Raw genomic sequence first — 21,424 nt, 5'->3', positions numbered from 1 at the left:
CGGGCCTGCCTGCAACAGGCAGCGATATCGGAGCGCCCATTTTGAACCCCTCTCAGAAAGGTACTTCGATGAGCATTTCCAAGCGCACCCTGCGCAAGCTGCCCCTGGCCCTCGCGGTCGGCCTCGCCACCCTGGCATCCCAGCAAGCCTTCTCCCATGGCTACATCGAGAGCCCGAAATCCCGCTCGCTGATGTGCAGCATGGGCGGCGGCAACCTCAACGCCAACTGCGGCTCCATCCAGTGGGAACCGCAAAGCGTGGAATACCGCCCCGACGCGCAGAACCACTTCGGCGGCAAATGGTGCGGCGGCACCTTCCGTGAATGCGGCCCGGCCGATGGCACCATCGCCGCCGGCGGCCACAACTCCTACAGCCCGCTGAACGAGCAGACCGCCACCCGCTGGCACAAGACCACCATCAAGCCCGGCCTGCAGGACTTCCGCTGGAAGTACACCGCCGGCCACGCCACCGCCTACTGGCAGTTCTACATCACCAAGAAGGACTGGAACCCCAACCAGCCGCTGACCCGCGCCTCCTTCGAAGCCGCCCCGCTGCTGCACGAGGACTTCGCCACCAGCGGTCATGCCAAGCCTGTCTCCCAGGGCTCCAGCACCCACCGCCTGAACATCCCCGCTGACCGCAGCGGCTACCACGTGATCCTCGCCACCTGGCGCATCGGCGACACCGACGCCACCTTCTACCAGGCGGTCGACGTCAACATCGACAACGATGGCGCCGGCAACGGCGGCACCACCCCGCCGGCACCGGAATGGAACCAGATCGGCGCCGTGCAGCCCGAGCCCCTCAGCGTCGGCGACACCGTGACCCTGCGCGCCTTCGCCAAGACCGGCCAGCTCAACAGCATTTCGCTGAAGATCGAGAACGCCAACCAGGCCCAGGCCAACAACTGGCCCTTCCTGCTGGCGCAGAAGGTCAACGCCGCCGACCTCGGCTACAAGCTGGGCGAGCTGAACACCACCGGCGACGTCGTGCCCAACTACGGCCGTAACGGCATCCACGTGAAGGCCGACAGCAAGGTCGTGCGCGTCGAAGTGCAGAAAGACCAGCCGAGCGTACCGGGCTCCCTGGGCCTGACCGGCCTGCAGGACAGCTACCAGATCAAGGATGGCAAGGCCGACCTGCACTTCAACGCCATCGCCCAGGGTGGCGAGTACCAGGTCAAGGCCACGGTGCTCAACGCCAAGGGTGAAACCGTCGCCCACCAGGAAGCCGCACCGGGCAACACCCCGCACTTCCACATCCCGCTGCTGAAGGCCGAAGCCGGCAAGCACGACCTGGTGGTCGTGGCCACGCCGAAGAAGGGCGAGCTGCTGCAGCAGACCCACAGCTTCAGCCTGATCGCCGAACCGGGTAACGGTGGCGAGAACCCGGGTGAAGGCGAAAACCCGGGCAACGCCAAGTACGACTTCGTCTTCCCGGACGGCATGGCCGGCTACAAGGCCGGCACCACCGTGCTGGCCAAGGACGGCAACGTCTACCAGTGCAAGCCCTTCCCCGCCAGCGGCTACTGCAAGCAGTGGACCCCGAGCTCGAACCAGTTCGAACCGGGCAAGGGTTCCCACTGGAACATGGCCTGGGACCGCAAGTAACCCGACCGGGGGCCGGGCCATCGCCCGAGCCCCCACCCCGATGAACCGGAACGCCCGACGGCCAGGAGCCGCCGGGCCGTTCCCGTCCCCGACGGAACCGCCGCCATGACGCTCATCCCCACCCTGCCGCGCGCGCTGCCGCCCCGGGCCCTGCACGGCCTGGCCGCGCTGCTGCTGTGCGCCTGGCTGGCCTGGCTGGGCCTGGGCAGCGGCGACTACCACCAGGCCCTGCGTGCCCAGGCCGACACACCGCCGACCCGGCCGCCACTGCCGACCGCCATGCAGGCGCCGAGCCTGGATGCCACCGCCATCGCCCTGATGTTCGGCGCCATGCCGCCGCAGCCGGACGCCCATGAGCAAGAAGACCCCGGCATGCTCCTGACCCTGCTCGCCAGCCTGCGTGCCGAGCACCCCGACGATTCCCGCGCGCTGATCGCCTCCCCCGGCGGCAGCGCCTTCCACCGCCCCGGCGAGCGCCTGCCCGGCGGCGCCCTGCTGCGCAGCGTCGAGGCCGACCACGTGCTCATCCTGCGCAATGGCCGCGAACAGCGCCTGGGCTTCGCCCGCCCCGCCGAAACCCTGCTGGTGCCCCTGGCCGCGCCAGCGCCCTCGCCCGAGACGACGCCATGAACCTCACCCGCACCACCCGCGCCCTGCTGATGCTCGGCACCCTGCTCTGCCCCCTCGCCGCATACGCCGCCAAGGACGAGCAGCGCCAGTGGACCCTCAACATGAAGGACGCCGACCTGCGCGACCTGGTCAGCGAAGTCGGTGCGATCACCGGCAAGACCATGGTCCTGGACCCGCGCATGAGCGGGAAGGTCACCGTGCAATCGGCTGCCGCCCTGGACCAGGCCGGCATCTACGCCCTGTTCCTCAGCGTCCTGCGCAGCCAGGGCTTCGCCGCACTGGAGCAGGGCGACCGCGTGCTCATCGTCCCGGTCGCCGACGCCAAGACCCGCGCCAGCGAACACGACGGCAGCGCCGGCGAGGCGGTGGTGACCCAGGTGCTGCCGCTGCGCAACGCCAGCGCCGCCGAAGTGGCCGCGGTGGTCCGCCCGCTGGTGGCCACCGACGCCTATGTCGCGCCCTCCACCACCGCCAACGCCCTGGTGGTGACCGACAGCGCCAGCAACGTCGAGCGCATCCGCCAGGTGGTCGCCGAGCTGGACGCCTCCGGCCAGCGCGCCTTCAGCACGCTGTCCCTGCGCCACGCCTGGGCCAGCGACCTGGCCGCCACCCTCAGCGAAAGCGTCGCCCAGGCCGGCTCCGGCGCGCCCTCGGCCAAGGCCGTGGCGGATGCCCGCAGCAACCGCCTGATCCTCATCGGCCCCGAGCCCGCCCGCGCCCAGATGGCACGCCTGGCGCGGACCCTGGACGTACCGGGCGACGCCAGCGACGGCACCCGCGTGCTGCGCCTGCACCACAGCGACGCCAAGCTCATGGCCGAGCTGCTCAGCGGCATCGGCAAGCGCCTCGAAGTCGGGCGCGGCGGCAAGGAAGGCCAGGCCGGCTCCATCCTCATCAGCGCCGACGAAAGCCAGAACGCCCTGGTACTGATGGCCGAGCCCGCCCAGCTGGCCATGCTCGACGGCATCATCGCCCAGCTCGATCGTCCACGCGCCCAGGTGCTGGTGGAAGCGGCGATCGTCGAAGTCAGCGGCGACATCAACCAGGCCCTGGGCGTGCAATGGGCCGGGCGTGGCGGCGACATCGCCGGCGCCGTGCAGTTCGGCGGCAGCGGCCTGGCCATCGGCTCGGTGATCGCCGGGGCCGAGGGCGGCAAGCGCCCGGCCCTGCCCGACGGCACCCTGATCGGCATCGGCAGCCGCGACTTCGGTGCCCTGATCAGCGCGCTCTCCAGCGACTCCAACAACAACCTGCTCTCCACCCCCAGCCTGCTGACCCTGGACAACGAGGCGGCGGAGATCCTCGTCGGCCAGAACGTGCCCTTCCAGACCGGCTCCTACACCACCGACAGCGCAGGCGCCTCCAACCCCTTCACCACGGTGGAACGCCGCGACATCGGCATCACCCTCAAGGTCACCCCGCACATCAACGAGGGCGACACCCTGCGCCTGAAGGTGGAGCAGGAGAGCTCCGAGCTGGCCGCCGCGCCGGCGGGCATCGCCACCAGCGACGTGATCACCAACAAGCGCTCGGTGAAGAGCACCATCCTCGCCGACGACGGGCAGATCATCGTCATCGGCGGCCTGATCAAGGACAACGCCAGGGTCCAGGTCAGCAAGGTGCCGCTGCTGGGCGACATCCCGCTGCTGGGTGCGCTGTTCCGCTCCTCCAAGGAAGTGGTGGAGAAGACCAACCTGATGGTCTTCCTGCGCCCCACCCTGCTGCGCAACAGCGCCTCCGCCGAAGACCTGGGCCAGCGCCGCTACGACGGCCTGCGCCGGCTGCGCGCCAACGATCCGGCCGCCAACCGGCTGCTGCTGCCAAGCGAGCCGCGCCAACTGTTCGAGATCGACGCCGAACCCGCACTCGACCTGCGCCGGGGCACCGACCGATGAGCAGCGCGCGCCTGCCCTTCGCCTATGCCCGTCGCCACGGCGTGCTGCTGGATGCCGGGCAACTGCTGTGCCGCGTCGACACGGCGCTGGCGATCGTCACCGAGGTGCGCCGCCAGCACGGCGAGCCCAGCCATTGCCAGGTGCTGGACGCCGAGGCCTTCGCCGAGCGCCTGGCGCTCTGCTACCAGGATGGCCAGGGCGATGCCCAGCAGGTGGCCGAGGGCCTCGACGAGCAGATGGCCGGGCACGACGACCTGGCCAGCCTCGCCGAGCAGCTGCCGCAGACCACCGACCTGATGGAGCAGGAGGACGACGCACCGATCATCCGCCTGATCAACGCCATCCTCGGCGAAGCGGTGAAGGCCCGCGCCTCGGACGTGCACCTGGAGACCTTCGAGCGGCACCTCTCGGTGCGCATGCGGGTGGACGGCCTGCTGCGCGAGATCCTCCGGCCGCGTCGCGAACTGGCGGGCCTGCTGGTGTCGCGGATCAAGGTCATGGCGCGCCTGGACATCGCCGAGAAGCGCATCCCCCAGGACGGCCGCATCGCCCTGCGCATCGCCGGCCACGAGGTCGACGTGCGCGTCTCCACCCTGCCCTCCGCCCACGGCGAGCGCGTGGTGATGCGCCTGCTGGACAAGCAGGCCGGGCGCCTCGACCTCGCCCGCCTGGGCATGGACGACGGCACCCGCGCCCGCCTGGAAGGCGCCCTGGCCCGGCCCCACGGCATCCTCCTGGTCACCGGCCCCACCGGCTCGGGCAAGACCACCACGCTCTACGCCGGGCTCGCCAGCCTCGACAGCGCCAGCCGCAACGTCCTGACCATCGAGGACCCGGTGGAATACCACCTGCCCGGCATCGGCCAGACCCAGGTCAACACCAAGGTCGACATGACCTTCGCCCGCGGCCTGCGCGCCATCCTGCGCCAGGACCCGGACGTGGTGATGGTCGGCGAGATCCGCGACCGCGAGACCGCCGAGATCGCCGTGCAGGCCTCCCTCACCGGCCACCTGGTGCTCTCCACCCTGCACACCAACAGCGCCGTGGGCGCGGTCACGCGCCTGGTGGACATGGGCGTCGAACCCTTCCTGCTGTGCACCTCGCTGGTCGGCGTGCTGGCCCAGCGCCTGGTGCGCGCGCTCTGCCCGCACTGCAAGGCGCAGCACCCGGCCGACGCCGCCGCCTGCACCCACCTGGGGCTGGACCCGGCCACGCCGCCCCCGCTGTGGCATGCGGTGGGCTGCCCCGCCTGCCAGCACAGCGGCTATCGCGGCCGCCAGGGGCTCTACGAACTGGTGCTGCTGGACGAGGCGCTGCGCCAGCTGATCCACCAGGGTGCAGGCGAAGCCGAGCTGACCCGCCACGCCCGCCGCCATGGCCCGAGCCTGTTCATGGACGGCCGCGACAAGGTGCTGGCCGGTGTCACCAGCCTCGACGAGCTGCTGCGCGTGACCCGGGAGGACTGAGCATGGCCGCCTACGAATACCTCGCCATGGACGCCAGCGGCGCCCGCCAGCGCGGCGTGCAGGAAGCCGACAGCGAACGCCAGGCCCGCCAGCTGCTGCGCGACCGCCAGCTGGTGCCCCTGCGCCTGCGCGCCGCCAAGGGCGGCCGCGAGCCGGGTGCGCGGACGTCCGGCCGAGGCCTCAACGCTACCGCACTGGCCCTGCTCACCCGCCAGCTGGCGACCCTGGTGCAAGCCGCCCTGCCCCTGGAAGAGGTACTGGCCGCCGTCGCCGCGCAATCGGAGAAACGCAGCCAGCAGGCCATGGTCCTGGCCATCCGCGCACGGGTGCTGGAGGGCCACGGGCTGGCCCGCGCCATGGCCGACTTCCCCCGCGCCTTCCCGCCGCTGTACCGCGCCACCGTCGCCGCCGGCGAGCGTGCCGGGCACCTGGGCCAGGTTCTGCTGCAGCTGGCCGACTACACCGAGTCGCGCCAGGCCGCGCGCCAGCAGGTGCAACTGGCGCTGCTCTACCCGAGCATCCTGCTGCTGGCGGCCTTCGGCATCGTCGGCTTCCTGCTCGGTTTCGTGGTGCCGGACGTGGTCAAGGTGTTCATCGACAGCGGCCAGGAACTGCCCGTCCTGACCCGTGGCCTGATCGCCACCAGCGAGGCGCTGCAGCGCCATGGCCTGGCGGGCCTGATCGTCATCGCCGCCCTCGCCTTCGGCCTGCGCCTGGCCCTGCGCCTGCCGGGCGCGCGGCTCACCTGGCACCGCCTGCAACTGCGCCTGCCGCTGTTCGGCCGCCTGCTGCGGGCCAGCGACTGCACGCGCTTCACCAGCACCCTGGCGATCCTCGGGCGCAGCGGGGTGCCACTGGTGGATGCCCTTGAGATCGCCGCGGAGGTGGTGGCCAACGGGCAGATTCGGACCGGTCTGAAAGACGTCGCCCGCGCCGTGCGCGAAGGTGGCGCCCTGACCCGGGCCCTGGAACGCAGTGCGCTGTTCCCGCCGATGATGCTCTACATGATCGCCAGCGGCGAACGCTCCGGCGAGCTGGACGCCATGCTCGACCGCGCCGCGCGCCAGCAGGAGACCCAGCTCGCCAACCGCATCGCCATGCTCGTCGGCCTGTTCGAGCCGGCGATGCTGGTGTTCATGGGCGCCAGCGTCCTGGTGATCGTGCTGGCGATCCTCATGCCCATCCTCAGCCTCAACCAACTCATCGCCTGAACGGCAGGACCCCCCATGCACAACCGACGCAGAGAACAGGGCTTCACCCTCATCGAGATCATGGTCGTGGTCGTCATCCTCGGCGTGCTCGCCGCCCTCGTGGTGCCGCAGATCATGAGCCGCCCGGACCAGGCCAAGGTCACCGCCGCCCGCGCCGACATCAACGCCATCGCCATGGCACTGGACATCTACAAGCTCGACAACCACGGCTACCCCAGCACCCAGCAAGGGCTCGACGCCCTGGTCACCCGGCCCGCCGGCAGCCCGCCCGCGCGCAACTGGAACCCCGACGGCTACCTCAAGCGCCTGCCCGTCGACCCCTGGGGCAACCCCTATCAGTTCATCGTCCCCGGCAGCCGCGGCGCCTACGACCTGTTCTCCTTCGGCGCCGACGGCCGTGCCGGCGGCGAGGGCCTCAACGCCGACATCGGCAACTGGGATCGCTGAGATGCCGCAGCATGTGAAAACGCTTCCCGTAGGATGGGTAGAGCCCCGCGAAACCCATCACCTCGGCAGCATGGGTTTCGCTCCGCTCTACCCATCCTACGAAGCGGGCTGCCGCACCGAGGGAGCCAAGGCAACGCCATCGCCAGCACATCGCACCGGGCATTCGCCGCTTCGTATGGGGCCGGGAAACCCATCACCTCGGCCGCATGGGTTTCGCTCCGCTCTACCCATCCTACGAATAGGGGTGACTCCCTCGCGGCCCTGTGGGAGCGAATTCATTCGCGATGGAGCCCACCCATGAACCGCGCGCGGGGCTTCACCCTGCTGGAGATCCTCGTGGTCATCCTTTTGGTGGGGCTGGTGGCGGGGCTCGCCGGCCTGGCCCAGGGCGACAACGGCGGCCAGGAGGCGCGGCGCGAAGCCGAGCGGCTGGGTGCGCTGATCGCCCTGCTGCGCGAGGACGCGGTGCTCGGCCAGAGCCAGTTCGGCCTGCGCATCGAGGCCGATGGCTACAGCGTGCAACGCCTGGAGGCCGACGGCCGCTGGCGGCCCGCGCCCGGCTACCGCCCGCAGCGACTGGCGCCGTCACTGCGCCTGCAGCTGCAGCGTGACGAGCACGCCCCGGTGGCCACGGCCGGCGGCCCGCAGTTGCTGGTGCTCTCCAGCGACGAGATCTCCCCCTTCACCCTGCACCTGGAGCTGCGCGGCAAGCCGCAGCTGACGCTGGCCAGCGACGGCCTGGAGGAGGTGCGCATTGAGGCGCACTGACGGCTTCACCCTGCTGGAGGTGATGGTGGCCCTGGCCATCTTCGCCACCCTGTCCGTAGCCCTATACAGCGCCGCCGGGCATATCGCCGGCAACAGCGCCGGGCTCACCGAGCGCAGCCTGGCCCAGTGGCTGGCGGACAACCGCCTCAACGAACTGCGCGCCGGCATGCGCGCGCCCGAACCCGGCCTGCGCCAGGAACGCATCGCCTTCGCCGGGCGCCAGTGGCTGCTGTTCAGCGAGGTCGGCCAGGCCACCCGCGCCGGGCTGCGCCGGGTCACCCTGGAAGTGGCCGAGCCGGGTACGCCGCCCAGGGTCCGCGCCCGCCTCAGCGGCCTGATCGAGGCGACGCCATGACGCAGCGCGGCTTCACCCTGCTCGAAGTGCTCATCGCCATGGCCCTGTTCAGCCTGCTCGGCCTGGCCAGCTACCAGTTGCTGGAACGCGTGCTGCACAGCGAGCGGCGCATCCAGCAGCACGAGCGTGAACTGCGCCAGCTGCAACGGGCGCTGGATGTGCTGCAACGCGACCTGTGGCAGGCCATGCCGCACCCGCTCGCCGACGACCCCAGCCGGCGCCAGGCGCTGATCGGCCATGGCCAGGAGCTGCGCCTGGTGCGCGGCGGCTGGGCCAACCCGTTGCAGGAGCGCCGCAGCGAGGTGCTGCAAGCCGCCCACCGCTGGGACCAGGGTCGCTGGCTGCGCGAATACCAGGATCTGGACGGCAGCACCGTGCGCAGCCAGCGCCTGCTGGACGGCGTCACCCTGACCCGCCTGCGCTACATCGACGCCAGTGGCCAGGCGCGGGACGCCTGGCCTGCCGCCGACGGGGCCCTGGCCCTGCCGCGTGCGCTGGAGATCGAGCTGGACGCCCCCGGCTTCCCGGACATCCGAAGGGTCATCCCGCTGCCCGGCAGCCCGGGGCAACGGCATGAGTGAGCACGCCCGGCAACAGGGCGTGGCGCTGATCAGCGTGCTGCTGATCACCGCCCTGGTGACCCTGATCATCAGCGACATGCTCGCCCGCCAACGCCTGAGCCTGGCCAGCAGCGCCAACCAGCTGCATCAGCAGCAGCTCTGGCAACTGGCCCTGAGCGGCGAGGCCCTGGCACGCCAGCACCTGCACGACGAGCTCGGCAAGCGCGAGGAGCCGCTGCGCGTGCACCTGGGCCAGGGCTGGGCCCGCGACCAGGCGCTCGAACTCGACGGCGGGCTCGTGCGCATCCGCGTGGAAGACCTCGCCGGGCGCTTCGACCTCGACACCCTGCGCAGCAACAACGGCCCGGCCCGCGCCCGCTACCAGCGCCTGCTGAACCTGCTCGACCTGCCGCCCCACGACCCGGCGCGGCTGCCCTCGCGCCCGGGCCACGACGGCAAGCCCCAGCCCCTGGCCGACAGCAGCGAACTGCTGCGCCTGGAGCCCCTGGGCGGCGCCGACCTGCAACGCCTGCACCCCTTCGTCGCCACCCTGGGCGGCAGCGTCCTCAACCTCAACACCGCCAGCGCCGAGCAACTGGCCGCCCTCGAAGGCCTCGACCCGGGCATCGCCCGCACCCTGGTGCAGGGCCGGCCCGCCCAGGGCTACGCGAGCGTGCAGGCCTTCGTCGAGCTGCCGCTGCTGCAGGGCCGCGAGTTGAACAGCCGTGGCCTGGGCGTGGACAGCCGCCACTTCCGCGTGCACCTCGCCGCCGAACTGGGCGAACGACGCCTGTACCTGGCCAGTGACCTGCGCCTGGAGGCGGACGGCACCCTCGCCGTGCTGCGCCGGCAGCTGCTGGCCCCCACCCAACTTTGAAGGATCGAACCCGTGCACGCCTGGCTCCACCTCGCTTCCCCCGCTGACCCCGACACGGCCACCTGGTGGCTGGAGAACGGCGAGCCCGAACAGGGCGACCTGCACCAGGCCGCTGCGGGTCTCGCCGGCCGGCGCCTGACCCTGCTGCTGCCGGCCGAGGCGGCCAGCCTGCATCGGGTGCAGGTGCCGGCACGCAGTGGCCGCTGGCTGCGCCAGGCGCTCGACTCCGCGCTGGAAGAGGTCCTGCTGGAGGATCTCGCCGCCCTGCACCTGGCACGCGGCGCCTTGGTCGACCGCCAGTGCCGGGTGATAGCCGTCGACCGGCAATGGCTGCGCGAGCTGCTGGCCCGCCTGGCCGAGGCCGGGCTGGTGCCGGCACGCATCCATGTCGACGCCGACTGCCTGCCGCCGGACGAGCCCTGCGCCCTGCCCTGCGCCGGTCGCTGGCTGCTCGGCGGCGACCCCACCCTGTTCGGTGCGCTGCAGGAGGCCAGGCTGCGGGAACTCGCCGCGCTGCTGCCCGACGGTCTGCGGCGCCTGGAGCAGGCGCCCTGGCCGCTGCTGGCGGACGGTTCGCGCCGGGCCATCGACCTGCGCCAGGGCGAGTTCGCCAAGCGGGGCGGCCAGCGTCCCAGCTGGGCGCTGGCGGCGGGGCTGCTGGTGGTCGCCTGCGTCGCGCAAGGGCTCCAGGACCGCCTGCACCGCCACTGGCTGGAACGCGACACCGCGCAGCTCAACCAGGCCAACCAGGCCGAATGGCAGCAGCGTTTCCCCGGCGAGCCGCTGGTCGATCTCGGCCGCCAGTTGCAGGCCCGCCAGGCCGGTTCCGGCCGCCCCACCACCGGCGTGGGGCAGGAGCTGCACGCACTGGCTGCCACCTGGAGCGCCAGCGGCGGCAGCCTGGCCCAGGTGCGCCAGCTCGACTACCAGTCCGATGAGGGCTGGACGCTGCGGGTGGAGGCCGGCTCCTTCGCCGATATCGAACGCCTGCGCGAAGGGCTGCTCGCCCAGGGACTGAACGTCCAGGCCGACTCCAGCACGCGCAGCGGCGAAGGCGTCAGCACCCGCCTGCGGATCACCCGATGAAACCGGCCCGCCATGACAGGAGCCCCGCCATGAACCCCTTCCTCGCCCTGCAATCACGCTGGCGCCAGCTGCCCGCCCGCGAGCGCCGCGCGCTGCTCCTGCTCGTCCTGTTCCTCGGCCCGGTGCTGCTCTGGAGCGCGCTGCTGCAGCCCCAGCGCGAAGCGCTGCGCCTGGCCGAGGAGGACTACCAGCGGGCGCTGGGCCAGCAGGTGGGACTGGCCACGCTGCCACAGGCCACGCCCCGGCCGACGCTGGCCAGCGACGCCCTGCCCGGCCTGCTGACGCGTACCAGCGGCGAGTCGCGGCTGGCCATCGAGCGCATGGATCACGAAGGCGGCGGGCGGATCGACCTGGGCCTGGAGGGCGCCCTCGACGACCTGCTCACCTGGCTGCAGGCGCTGGAGCAAGCGGGTGCCGAGGTGAACAGCCTGGGGCTGGAAGTCAGCCCCGAAGGCCGCGCCCGCGTGCGCCTGCTGGTGGGGCCTTCCGCCTGAAGCGGGCGCTCAGTCCAGCGTGCCGGTCCAGAGCTCCGGCGTTCGGGCACTCCAGGGCAGGGCCCGCTCCAGTTGCCCGGCCAGGCGCAGCAGCATTCCCTCCTGCCCCCAATCGGCGCTGAGCTGGATGCCGATGGGCAGGCCGCTGGCGGCGTCATGTGCCAGGGGCATGGACATCGACGGGCCGCCGCTGACATTGGCCAGGGCGGTGAAAGGCGACTGCTGGAAGACCCGGTGCATCCAGCCACGGCCGTCGAGGTTCTCCTGCCCACGGTTGTACTCGCCGATGAGCGGTGGCTGCTCGGCCAGGGTCGGGCTCAGCAGCAGGTCGTAGCGGGTGAAGAAGCCCCCCATGTGGCGCGCCACGGTGTTGCGCCAGTGCATGGCGCCCAGCAGGTCGATGGCGCTGAGGCCGCGCCCCAGCTCGTACAGGGCGAGGCTCGCCGGCTCCAGGGTGCTGCCGTCGATGGGCCGGCCGGTCTGGGCCGCCAGGGCGTCGATCCAGTCAGCAGTGTTGGCGGCCCAGAAACGCGCGTTGAGCTCGACGAAGGTGTCCCAGTCCAGGCCGATATCCGGCTGCACCGCTTCCACCGCATGGCCCATCTCCTGTAGCTGGCGGGCGACGCCTTCCACCGCCGAGACCATGGACGCCGCGCTGCGCGCGCCGTTCAGCGGGTGCACCAGCAGGCCGATGCGCAGTCGTCCCGGTTCGCGCGCGACCTCCGCGAGGAAGCTGCGCTCGGGCGCGGCGATGCGGTACGGGTCGCCCGGTGCGTGGCCCTGGATGGCGTCCAGCAACGCCGCGCTGTCACGCACGGTACGGCTGAGCACGCCCTGCATGGCCAGCCCGCTCCACACCTCGTCGAGGCCCGGCCCCATGGAGACCCGGCCACGGCTGGGCTTGAGGCCGAACAGGCCGGTCACCGCCGCCGGCACGCGGATCGAGCCGCCGCCGTCGGTGGCGTGGGCCACCGGCACCAGGCCGGCCGCCACCGCCGCGGCCGCTCCGCCGCTGGAGCCGCCGGCGCCGTATCGCGGGTTCCAGGGGTTGCGCGTGGGGCCGGTTGCGAGGGATTCGGTGGCGGTGCTGGCGGCCAGCTCCGGCACGGTGGTACGGCCCAGGGTCAGCAGCCCGGCCTCACGGAAGCGCCGCATCAGCTGCGAATCACCCGGGGCGACCAGGCCCTGGGCCAGGCGGCTGCCCAGCTCGTTGCGGCGCCCGGCCATGGCCACGCCCACGTCCTTGATCAGGAACGGCACGCCACGCAGCGGCCCGGTAGGTGGCAGCGGCTCGTCGTCCCAGTGCTCGACCAGGGCGTTGAGCGAGGGGTTCAGCGCCTCGAAGGCCTTCAGCGCGACGGCGCGCACCGCCTCCGGCGTCACTTCGCGCGAGGCGATCAGGGCGGCCAGGCCGAGGGCATCCAGGGCAGCGTATTCAGCGGCTTTCATGCAATTCTCCAGGTTCACCTGCCCGATAAAGCAGGTATGATCGATACCATTCAGTATCGAACGATACTGATGGGTATACCATGATACTCATCGGTATCGTCGTCAAGCGGAGAACGCCATGCGACCCGAACGCGTCATGCGCCTGCCCCCTCGCGAACGCATCATCGATGCCGCGCAGGAGCTGTTTTTCAACGAAGGGATAACCCGCGTCACGGTGGACGCCATCGCCGCCAAGGCCGAGTCCACCAAGATGACCGTCTACCGGCATTTCGAGTCCAAGGACGCCCTGGTGCTGGAGTGGATCCGCCTGCACATCGAGCAGTACCGCGACATCTTCGAGCGCCTGGCGCAGGCGCACCCCGGCGACGCCCGGGCGCAGCTGCTAGGCTTCGCCCGATTCATCGCCGACGACCTGTCGACCTCCTCCTACCGAGGCTGCTCGTTCACCAACGTGATCGCCGAGATCCCCGACGACCAGCACCCTGCGCGTGTGCTGATCGAGGCGCACAAGCAGGCGCAGTTCCGCCGTCTCGCCACGCTCTGCGAAGAGGCCGGCCTGGCCGATGCGCAGGAGGTCGCCGAGGAGCTGACCTACCTGATGGAGGGCGCGCAGATCGTCTCGCAGAACAAGGGCATCGAGCACGTCGGCGAGAAGCTCCTGCGCATGGTGAGGAAGAAGATCGGCGCATAACGCGGTCCAACACGGCAACCCCAGGCCCAGGAGCCACCCGATGACCGAAGCGGCCCCCACCACCATCAGCGTCACGCGGCGCTTCCGCCAGAGCGCCGAGCAGGTGTTCGACGCCTGGCTCGACCCGGCGATCGCCTCGCGCTTCCTGTTCGCCACGGCGGATGGCGAGATGCGCGTGGTGGACATCGACGCCCGGGTCGACGGCAGCTACTGCATCATCGAGCGACGCGGCGAGGAGGATGCCGAGCACCTGGGCGAGTACCTGGAGATCGAGCGGCCGACGCGCCTGGTGTTCACCTTCGGCATCGACCGCAACGACCCTTCACGCGACCGCATCAGCCTCGCCTTCACCCCGCTGGCCGACGGCTGCGAACTGCTGCTGGAACACGCGATGCGCCCGGCCTGGGCCCACTACGCCTCCGCCACCCGCGACGGCTGGAACATGATCCTCGGCCACCTGGCCCGCGCCCTCGACACCCCCTGACGCGGCACCACCTCAGCCGGGGTAGAGCACCTCCTCGGCCTCGGTGGGCAGCGGCACCTCCCACTTGAACAGCATCCGCGCGATGTCCTGGTTGCGCAGGCTGCTGTCGCGCCGGGTATTGCGCCGGCGGATCTCCGCTTCGCTGGCCTCCAGGTACACCAGCTGCACGCGGGCGTCGTAGGCGTAGAGCAGGTCGAGGGTCTTCTTGCGCATCTGCGCCGACAGGTGCGTGGCGTTCCACACGAAGGGCCGGCGCTCGCGCAGCAGGGCCTTGGCCTGGTCGATGGCGAAGTGCGCGGCGGCGCCCTCGTTCTGCCCGTGACGCAGGCCCAGGGCCTCGCGCGCATCGTCGTAGGAGATCACCGGCAGGTCCGGCTTGTGTTTCGCCTGCCAGGAGTTCTTGCCGCTGGCCGGCAGCCCGGACAGGACGATCACCTCGGAGCCCTCGACCTCGCGGTGCAGGGGGTAGTCCGGCAGCACCCGCGCGCCACGGAAGTAGCGCACCCGCGTGTAGTCGTCGACGAAGGCCCTGGGCCCGCGCAGGCAGCCCTCCTCCTCGGCCAGTTGCTCGACCAGTTCGATATCGTCGAGCAGCGCCTGCTTGCCGTGGAAGTGACGGCCCTGCATGTCGGCCCGCGCCACGGCGCAGAGCATCCACACCGGCAGCTCCCAGGACAGCTTGTGCAGGATGAACTCCGCCGAGCGCCCGCTCTTGTCTCCCGCCAGGGCGAAGAACGGCAGCTGGTGCACGGCGATGATCCGGCAGATGCGCTCGCGCAGGGCGAAGGGCACGCCGGCGCGCCACAGCAGGATGCGCACGTCGATGGCGCCACGCCGGGAATGGCCGGGCTGGCCGATCTTGCCGGTGACCTCGTCGATCACCGTGGTCGCCGGCTTGGCGATGTCGTGCAGCAAGGCGGCGAGGAACAGCACGAAGCGTTCGTCGTCGTCCGCCGTGGCGTAGGCGCCCTGCCCCAGCAGCGCCTCGACCACCATTTGCGTGTGGGTCCAGACATCGCCTTCGGCGTGGTAGACCGGGTCTTGCGGGGTGCTGGCCAGCTCGCCCAGCGCCGGGATCAGCGCCAGGCAGGCGGCGAAGTCCGCTGCACCGCCGGGGGCGGGCACCAGGGCCCGCAGGTGTTCCATGTTCATGAATATCGTCCTTGTGCAGCGGCCAGGTCGGCCCAGGTCACCACCGGCTCGGGGGCATAGAGATCGACGCCCGGTGCCAGCAAGTTGGGGATGAACGGCTGCTGTGAATGGTGGATGCCGGAGTCGAGGATGGCCTGGACGAAGTCCGGGCGTACCCACTTGACCCGGCCAAGGGTGTGTTCGGGGCTTTCGATCTTCAGGTACAGCCCTTCCATCAGCTCGGAGCTGTCGCCGTTGGCCCAGGCGCGGGCCAGGTCCAGCCCCTCGCGCCGCACGGTGTGTTCAAAGGCCTCGCGCCAGCCGGCGGAGCGCGCCAGGGACGGCCGCACCAGCTTGAGCAGGTCCGCCAGCCGGGGCGGCGGTGCGCCTTCGTGGAGCAGCGGCACGGACAGCACCGGGCTGCCGGCCAGCAGCGCGCGCCGCGCCCGGGTGGAAAGGAAGGCCCGTTGCTGGCGGTCCCAGATGTCGAACTCGAGGAACAGGTGCGGCAGGCGGTCGTAGAACACCGAATGCAGCTTGCTGCACACCTCGCCGAACAGCACGTAGCGGTCCTCCAGCCGCTCCAGCAGCACATGCTCGTGGGCCCGGGCCCACTGCTTGAACTGGCTGAACTGGCGCTCGCGGCCACCACCGATCAGGTAGTGCCCACGGGACTGCAGCAGCAGCTCGCCACCGGCGGAAAAACTGATGGCGGCATTGGCGCCATCGAGCTTCTCCTCCACCACCAGGTGGCAGCCGGCGAGCTCGCGGTAGGCCAGTTGGTCGGCGTCGCTGTCACCGACCTGCAGGCGTGAGGATTCGAGGTGCGGGGTCCGCGGGTATTTGAACAGCTCGAGATTTTGCGCAGGGGCGCAGGAATGATCCGTCATGGTCTTCTCCTGTGAAAAAGGGAAAACCGACGACGCGTTTCAGCGGGAAATCAGTGGAAGCCACCCAGGGGCGGCCAGCAACAGGGCTCGGTGAACCGTCGTCGGTATCAGGCGTGTTGGCTGGCGCGGGGCATTGGCTTCACCACTTGGATGGAGGGGTGGATCGGAAAGGCGCGCATTGAAAACCCGCAGCACACGCGCTGTCAACACGGTCGTGTGAAGTGCGTCGCAGAGCGCTTGCCCGACATGGCGCCAGCTGGCAATCTGCCGCCACTCCACTTCCCAGGAAATGTCCATGGACCGGATCGAGGCCGCCCTCACCACCCTCAAGTCCCTGCTGCTCACCGACGAGACCGTCATCCAGAGTTCGCACCAGCTGCGCCTGAAGGCGCTGAAGCACCGGCGGGAGATCGTGGTCGCCACCAACATGCGCCTGATCGTATTCATCCGCCGCGTGTTCGGCGGCTACCGCATGCACGACATCCGCTGGCAGGACCTGCAGGACGCCGCCATCGACGAGAACCTGCTGCCGGGCCTGTTCGGCGCCGTGCTGAGCCTGCGCCTGTACAACGGCACCCTGGTGCGCATCGACGGCCTGGAGCCGGTGAGCGCCCGCGCCCTGTACGTGTACTGCCAGCGGCAGGAACAGGAGTGGCGCGAAAAGAACCGCGTCCGCGGCATGGAAGAGCGCTCGGGGTTCGGCTTTGCCAGCATGCCGGGTACCACCGGCGTTGCCGGAACCGCCGGAACGGCGGGCGCCCCCATGCCCAACATCCCCATGCCGGGAACCCCGGCCTTCGACGCGCTCTTTTCCGCCGCCTTCTCCGGTGCGACGCCTGGCACGGTCAGCCACACGACCGTCGGCTCACCGCGCACCACCAGCAGCACCACCGTCGAAAGCACCGTGGATGAAGGCGACTCCTTCTCCTTCCAGGGCAAGGGGGATTTCGGCGCCCTGGCCGGCATGGCCAAGCTGATGAACCCGGCGACCGCGTCCGCCAGCGCCGAGAAGCTGGCCAAGGGCATGGCCGAGGCGAAGAAGCAGTTCGACGCGGGCACGCTGTCCGCCGCCGAGTACGAGAGCGCGAAAGCCAAGGTCCTCAGCAGCCTGTGACCGCCCGCCCCGCCACCGGCGCGCCCTGCGCCGGTCGGCAAACAACCTGAACTCCCCGCCAGACAGCGCGCTCTCTTGATCAATGGCCAGGCCCACGGCCTGCAAGAACAAGATCAAGGGAGCCTGCGATGAACTCGACCACCCTGCCCGCCGATGCCGCCCGGGAACGCGCGACCACGGGCGACGACCCGCACTGCTACGAGACCGACCTGCCGGCGCGCCTGGACCGCCTGCCCTGGGGCCGCTTCCATACGCTGCTGGTGATGGCCCTGGGCATCACCTGGCTGCTGGACGGGCTGGAGGTGACCCTGGCGGGCTCGGTGGCCGGCGCGCTGAAGGACAGCCCCGTGCTGCACCTGACCAACGCCGAGGTGGGCCTGGCCGGCGGCATGTACATCGCCGGGGCTGTGCTGGGTGCACTGTTCTTCGGCTGGCTCACCGACCGCATCGGCCGGCGCAAGATGTTCTTCCTCACCCTGGCCGTGTACATCAGCGCCACCGCCGCCACCGCCTTCGCCTGGAACATGTGGAGCTTCATGCTGTTCCGCTTCCTCACCGGCGCCGGCATCGGCGGCGAGTATTCGGCCATCAACTCGACCATCCAGGAGTTCACCCCGGCGCGCTTCCGTGGCTGGGTGGACCTGGGCATCAACGGCACCTTCTGGGTCGGCGCGGCCCTGGGCGCGGTGGGTTCGGTGATCCTGCTGGACCCGGACATCCTCGGTGGCGACATGGGCTGGCGCCTGTGCTTCGGCATCGGCGCTGCGCTGGGCCTGGTGATCCTGCTGATGCGCCTGTGGCTGCCGGAAAGCCCGCGCTGGCTGATGATCCACAACCGGCCCAAGGAGGCCCTGGCGATCATCGACGACATCGAGGCGCGCTTCCGCCGCGAGGGCCATGAGCTCTCCAGCGTCGACCACCTGCCGAAGATGCGCCTGCGCGGCCGCGACCACACGCCGCTGAGCGAGGTGTTCCACACCCTGTTCAACGTGCACCGGCGCCGCGCCATCGTCGGCCTGAGCCTGCTCACCAGCCAGGCGTTCTTCTACAATGCCATCTTCTTCACCTATGCCCTGGTGCTGACCGACTTCTACGACGTGCCCGGCGAGAACGTGGGCTGGTACATCCTGCCCTTCGCCCTCGGCAACTTCTGCGGGCCGCTGCTGCTCGGCCGGCTGTTCGACCATGTGGGGCGGCGGGTGATGATCAGCGGCACCTACATCATTTCCGGCGTGCTGCTGACGCTCAGCGGCTACCTGTTCCAGCAGGAGATGCTCGACGCCACCCAGCAGACCATCGCCTGGATGGTGATCTTCTTCTTCGCCTCGGCGGCGGCAAGCTCCGCCTACCTGACGGTGGCGGAGACCTTCCCGCTGGAGATCCGCGCCCTGGCCATCGCCGTGTTCTACGCCTTCGGCACGGGCCTGGGCGGCATCATCGGCCCGCTGCTGTTCGGCCAGCTGATCGAGAGCGCGGAGCGCAGCAACGTGTTCATCGGCTACCTGATAGGCGCCGCGCTGATGATCGGCGCCGGCCTGGTGCAGGCCTTCTGGGGCGTGGCGGCGGAACGCCAGCCGCTGGAAAGCGTGGCGGCGCCGCTGTCGCAGGTGGACGCCGAGCCGCGCATGGCCTGATCAGCGCTCCAGGCCGAGGCGCTGGTGCCACTGGGCGATGGATTCCTCGGGGTAACGGTCGAAGCACCGGTCCTTGGCGCCGGCCTCCACCTGCACCCAGTCGGCCTTCGAGCCGAGCATCAGGTGGGTGTGCTCCGGAGGCACCGGCAGGGGCGTGTCGATGGCCGAGGCGAAGGGGTGGATCAGCTCCGGCCACTCCGGGCTGAACAGCCACAGCCCGCTGCCGCACAACGAGCAGAAATGCCGCTCGGCGGTGCTGGCGTGGGCACGGCTGTCCCCCTCCTCCTTGAGCCGCGCGTGGTAGACGCCGATGTGCTTGCGCCCGGTGACCTTGAGGCTCTTCGCGTCAGCGGACAGGTTGATGGCATAACCGCCCCCGCCCTGGGTCTTGCGGCAGATGGAGCAGTAGCAGCGCTGGTAGGGATAGGGATGGGCGCTGTCCAGGCTGAAGGCCACGGCTTGGCAGTGGCAGGAACCTTCCAGGTGCATGACGACCTCCCGGGTCGAATGGATTGCAGGGCATCTGGACAGGAGGATCGCCGGGTTTGCACGGGGTCGTTCGTCGGGTTAGCCGTAGGGCGGATGAAACCCGCGTGCGTCCAGGCACCCTCTCCGACCGTAAAAGCGAATTCATTCGCGAAATGGGTGGAGCGCAGCGAGGCCCAGCCTCATCGCCCGGACGAGCCGCCATTGGTGGATGAAAAGAGCGCCATCCACCCTACGCACCGGTTGGCGCCGTGGCCCGGGATTGGGAACATGTGTAGGGTGGACCACGCCTCACCGGTCCACCTTGCGTGCCTCCCGGCAACACCGATTGGTGGATGAAAAGAACGTCCCAGGCACCGCATCGTAGGGCGGGTGAAACCCGCGTGTGCCGGGGTGTCGGGTTGCACCCGACCTACAACAGCCAGATTGCCAGCAACACGACGAGTACGCAGACCAGCAGCCCGACGGCAGAGACCCAGGCGGATTCGGGCATGTCATCCAGGAAGCGCCCCCGTGGGTAGCGGCCGAGGGTGAAGGCTTTCACGAAGGGCCAACCAATCCAGAACAGCACCCCCTCCACCAGCACCTCGAGCACTGCACGGAGAAGCCAGCCGATAACCCGCAACACCCCGCCAAAGATCTCGTCCATCCCCTACTCGCACGCCCCGCGCTGGAAGAAGAAGTAGCCCATGTAGTGCAGCACCATCTCCTGCTTGCCGATGGAGACGATTTTGTAGTCGCCCATGCCTTCGGTGCTGATGGTGTCGCCTTCGACGCGGTAGCCGCCGCTTTGGGTGAAGCCGCCCATGCTGTAGTCGAGGGTGCCTGCGCGGGTGAAGTCGTAGGTGGAGTTGTCGGGTTCGCGCTCGCCGTCCCGGGTCGGGGACATGCCCTTGAGGCACCAGGGGCCGTAGAGGTCGTCGAGCCTGTAGTCGGCCGCGCCAGCGCGGGTGGCGAGCAGCAGCGTGGCGAGGGCCAGGGCGAGCGATGCGGGTTTCATGGTCGATCCTTGGGCGGGGAAACGAGGGCGGGCTAGGTGATCTGCATGAACACCGGAAGCAGCATGGGCCAGGCGAGCTTGACCAGCTGCGGGACCAGCAATATGACCAACGCCAGGCCGGCGAGCAGGCGCAGGCCCTGGCAATCGGCGTCGCGGTAGAAGGTCCAGGCCACACGCGCCAGGTAGTGCAGGGCGACCAGGATCGGCCCGTAGACCATCGCCAGCAGGCCCAGCATGCGCAGGTCGAAGTCCGGGTCCAGGCCGCCCTGGCGCAGGCTTTCCCGGCCCGGATCGAAGAGCAGCCCGACCAGCAGGGTGCGTATGCCGATCAGCAGCAGCACGCATGTGATCAGGTTGCCCGGCAACGAGGCCCGGGCCGGTTCGATCACCAGCGCTCGCACCAGGCCGGCCGTGCCCGCCCAGGCGCCCAGCAGCAGAAACGCCGAGAGAAGATGACTGTCCCAGGGCAACAGCAGGGCGAGCAGCGCCAGCGGCAGCGCGGCCAGCACACCGAACATCAGGTAGCAGGCCGTGCGCAACGCAACGAGGACGGAGCATCGCGAAGCGATCATGGCCGGCACCGGTGGCTGGCCGGGAGGGGGGTGGGTGGCATGCGTACGTCCTTGTACCGGGCGGGGCTATTCGCCGATGTCTTCGTTCCAGAGTTCCGGGCGGGCCTCGATGAAGTCTTCCATCAGGGCGATGCAGGTGGTGTCCTGCAGCACCTCGACCTCGACGCCGCGGGAGCGCAGCAGTTCTTCCTCGCCGAGGAAGGTGCGGTTCTCGCCGACGATGATGCGCGGGATGCCGTAGAGGAGGATCGCGCCGCTGCACATGCAGCACGGCGACAGCGTGGTGTAGAGCACCGACTCGCGGTAGACGCTGGCGGGTTGGCGGCCGGCGTTCTCGAAGGCGTCCATCTCGCCGTGGCGGATGGCGCTGCCTTCCTGGACCCGGCGGTTGTGGCCGCGACCGATGATCCGCCCCTTGTGGACGATGACCGAGCCGATGGGGATGCCGCCCTCGGCCAGGCCCTGGCGGGCTTCGTCGATGGCGGCCTGCATGAATGCGTCCATGGTGATGCTCCTTGCGCGTTGCGGCGATGGAGCGAACGCTACGAGATGGCCGGCGGGCTGTCCACTGGCG

Annotated in this window: 24 protein-coding genes; 16 read left to right on the top strand and 8 right to left on the bottom strand. The window is 70.1% G+C overall.

The features are described 5' to 3' along the window. The first annotated feature begins 68 nt into the window (after positions 1-68). The 12 genes from gbpA (at position 69) to gspM (ending at position 11,399) form a co-directional block, all read left to right on the top strand. Positions 69-1,610 carry an N-acetylglucosamine-binding protein GbpA gene (gene gbpA / locus DMX10_RS12030; protein WP_111261283.1) on the top strand — a complete coding sequence of 514 codons (1,542 nt, stop codon included), beginning with the start codon at positions 69-71 and terminating at the stop codon, positions 1,608-1,610. Positions 1,611-1,715: 105 nt separating this feature from the next. Beyond that, positions 1,716-2,240, top strand: coding sequence for a type II secretion system protein N (locus DMX10_RS12025; protein WP_111261282.1), 525 nt, complete (start codon positions 1,716-1,718; stop codon positions 2,238-2,240). Continuing rightward, complete coding sequence (gene gspD, locus DMX10_RS12020) at positions 2,237-4,135, top strand: type II secretion system secretin GspD (protein ID WP_111261281.1); 1,899 nt, start codon at positions 2,237-2,239, stop codon at positions 4,133-4,135. Before DMX10_RS12025 ends, gspD begins: the two co-directional genes overlap by 4 nt. After that, complete coding sequence (gene gspE, locus DMX10_RS12015; protein WP_111261280.1) at positions 4,132-5,601, top strand: type II secretion system ATPase GspE; 1,470 nt, start codon at positions 4,132-4,134, stop codon at positions 5,599-5,601. The genes gspD and gspE overlap by 4 nt, the downstream gene beginning before the upstream one ends. A gap of 2 nt (positions 5,602-5,603) precedes the next feature. Continuing rightward, positions 5,604-6,812: a type II secretion system inner membrane protein GspF gene (gene gspF / locus DMX10_RS12010; protein WP_111261279.1), complete on the top strand. Its 1,209-nt coding sequence runs from the start codon at positions 5,604-5,606 to the stop codon at positions 6,810-6,812. A 15-nt stretch (positions 6,813-6,827) separates the two neighbouring features. Beyond that, positions 6,828-7,259, top strand: a complete 432-nt coding sequence (gspG, locus tag DMX10_RS12005; protein ID WP_111261278.1) for a type II secretion system major pseudopilin GspG — start codon at positions 6,828-6,830, stop codon at positions 7,257-7,259. Between the two features lie 297 nt (positions 7,260-7,556). After that, positions 7,557-8,027, top strand: coding sequence for a type II secretion system minor pseudopilin GspH (gene gspH / locus DMX10_RS12000; protein ID WP_111261277.1), 471 nt, complete (start codon positions 7,557-7,559; stop codon positions 8,025-8,027). Further along, on the top strand, positions 8,014-8,382 hold the full coding sequence (gene gspI, locus DMX10_RS11995; RefSeq protein WP_111261276.1) for a type II secretion system minor pseudopilin GspI: 369 nt from the start codon (positions 8,014-8,016) through the stop codon (positions 8,380-8,382). Before gspH ends, gspI begins: the two co-directional genes overlap by 14 nt. Continuing rightward, positions 8,379-8,963: a type II secretion system minor pseudopilin GspJ gene (gene gspJ, locus DMX10_RS11990; RefSeq protein ID WP_111261275.1), complete on the top strand. Its 585-nt coding sequence runs from the start codon at positions 8,379-8,381 to the stop codon at positions 8,961-8,963. Before gspI ends, gspJ begins: the two co-directional genes overlap by 4 nt. Then, positions 8,956-9,819, top strand: coding sequence for a type II secretion system minor pseudopilin GspK (gene gspK / locus DMX10_RS11985; protein ID WP_111261274.1), 864 nt, complete (start codon positions 8,956-8,958; stop codon positions 9,817-9,819). The genes gspJ and gspK overlap by 8 nt, the downstream gene beginning before the upstream one ends. Before the next feature lie 12 nt (positions 9,820-9,831). Then, a complete protein-coding gene (gene gspL, locus DMX10_RS11980; protein ID WP_111261273.1) occupies positions 9,832-10,905 on the top strand; it encodes a type II secretion system protein GspL in 1,074 nt (357 codons plus the stop codon). A gap of 29 nt (positions 10,906-10,934) precedes the next feature. Continuing rightward, a complete protein-coding gene (gene gspM, locus DMX10_RS11975; RefSeq protein ID WP_111261272.1) occupies positions 10,935-11,399 on the top strand; it encodes a type II secretion system protein GspM in 465 nt (154 codons plus the stop codon). Positions 11,400-11,408: 9 nt separating this feature from the next. Here gspM and DMX10_RS11970 read toward each other — a convergent pair whose 3' ends face one another. Further along, a complete protein-coding gene (locus DMX10_RS11970) occupies positions 11,409-12,848 on the bottom strand; it encodes an amidase (RefSeq protein WP_111261271.1) in 1,440 nt (479 codons plus the stop codon). A gap of 118 nt (positions 12,849-12,966) precedes the next feature. Here DMX10_RS11970 and DMX10_RS11965 point away from each other — a divergent pair, with 118 nt between their 5' ends. Further along, positions 12,967-13,539: a TetR/AcrR family transcriptional regulator gene (locus DMX10_RS11965; protein ID WP_111261270.1), complete on the top strand. Its 573-nt coding sequence runs from the start codon at positions 12,967-12,969 to the stop codon at positions 13,537-13,539. Positions 13,540-13,579: 40 nt separating this feature from the next. Then, the gene (locus DMX10_RS11960) at positions 13,580-14,023 is read left to right on the top strand and encodes an SRPBCC domain-containing protein (protein WP_111261269.1); all 444 of its coding nucleotides are present in this window, start codon (positions 13,580-13,582) and stop codon (positions 14,021-14,023) included. A 12-nt stretch (positions 14,024-14,035) separates the two neighbouring features. On the opposite strand, the gene DMX10_RS11955 is transcribed toward DMX10_RS11960, so the two are convergent. Both DMX10_RS11955 and DMX10_RS11950 read right to left on the bottom strand, forming a co-directional pair. After that, positions 14,036-15,175 (bottom strand): AAA family ATPase, encoded by a 1,140-nt coding sequence (locus tag DMX10_RS11955; RefSeq protein WP_111261268.1) that lies wholly within the window; start codon positions 15,173-15,175, stop codon positions 14,036-14,038. Then, complete coding sequence (locus DMX10_RS11950) at positions 15,172-16,044, bottom strand: RNA ligase family protein (protein ID WP_111261267.1); 873 nt, start codon at positions 16,042-16,044, stop codon at positions 15,172-15,174. The genes DMX10_RS11955 and DMX10_RS11950 overlap by 4 nt, the downstream gene beginning before the upstream one ends. A 295-nt stretch (positions 16,045-16,339) precedes the next feature. On the opposite strand from DMX10_RS11950, the gene DMX10_RS11945 reads away from it, so the two are divergent. Then, on the top strand, positions 16,340-17,158 hold the full coding sequence (locus DMX10_RS11945) for a PH domain-containing protein (protein ID WP_158545596.1): 819 nt from the start codon (positions 16,340-16,342) through the stop codon (positions 17,156-17,158). Positions 17,159-17,286: 128 nt separating this feature from the next. Further along, positions 17,287-18,792, top strand: coding sequence for an MFS transporter (locus DMX10_RS11940; RefSeq protein WP_111261265.1), 1,506 nt, complete (start codon positions 17,287-17,289; stop codon positions 18,790-18,792). On the opposite strand, the gene DMX10_RS11935 is transcribed toward DMX10_RS11940, so the two are convergent. From DMX10_RS11935 to DMX10_RS11915, 5 genes are all read right to left on the bottom strand, one after another. After that, positions 18,793-19,281, bottom strand: a complete 489-nt coding sequence (locus DMX10_RS11935; protein ID WP_111261264.1) for a GFA family protein — start codon at positions 19,279-19,281, stop codon at positions 18,793-18,795. Between the two features lie 409 nt (positions 19,282-19,690). After that, a complete protein-coding gene (locus tag DMX10_RS11930) occupies positions 19,691-19,927 on the bottom strand; it encodes a hypothetical protein (protein ID WP_021221978.1) in 237 nt (78 codons plus the stop codon). A 3-nt stretch (positions 19,928-19,930) separates the two neighbouring features. Continuing rightward, a complete protein-coding gene (locus DMX10_RS11925) occupies positions 19,931-20,278 on the bottom strand; it encodes a hypothetical protein (protein WP_111261263.1) in 348 nt (115 codons plus the stop codon). Positions 20,279-20,310: 32 nt separating this feature from the next. Then, positions 20,311-20,850, bottom strand: coding sequence for a hypothetical protein (locus tag DMX10_RS11920; RefSeq protein ID WP_146603007.1), 540 nt, complete (start codon positions 20,848-20,850; stop codon positions 20,311-20,313). A 66-nt stretch (positions 20,851-20,916) separates the two neighbouring features. After that, positions 20,917-21,354 (bottom strand): nucleoside deaminase, encoded by a 438-nt coding sequence (locus tag DMX10_RS11915; protein ID WP_111261261.1) that lies wholly within the window; start codon positions 21,352-21,354, stop codon positions 20,917-20,919. Positions 21,355-21,424 lie beyond the last annotated feature (70 nt).

It is taken from the genome of Pseudomonas sp. 57B-090624 (assembly GCF_003234055.1).
GTDB lineage: Bacteria > Pseudomonadota > Gammaproteobacteria > Pseudomonadales > Pseudomonadaceae > Metapseudomonas > Metapseudomonas tohonis.
The sequence above is the reverse complement of the archived record's forward strand: the minus strand, read 5'-3'. Positions and strand labels throughout refer to the sequence as shown.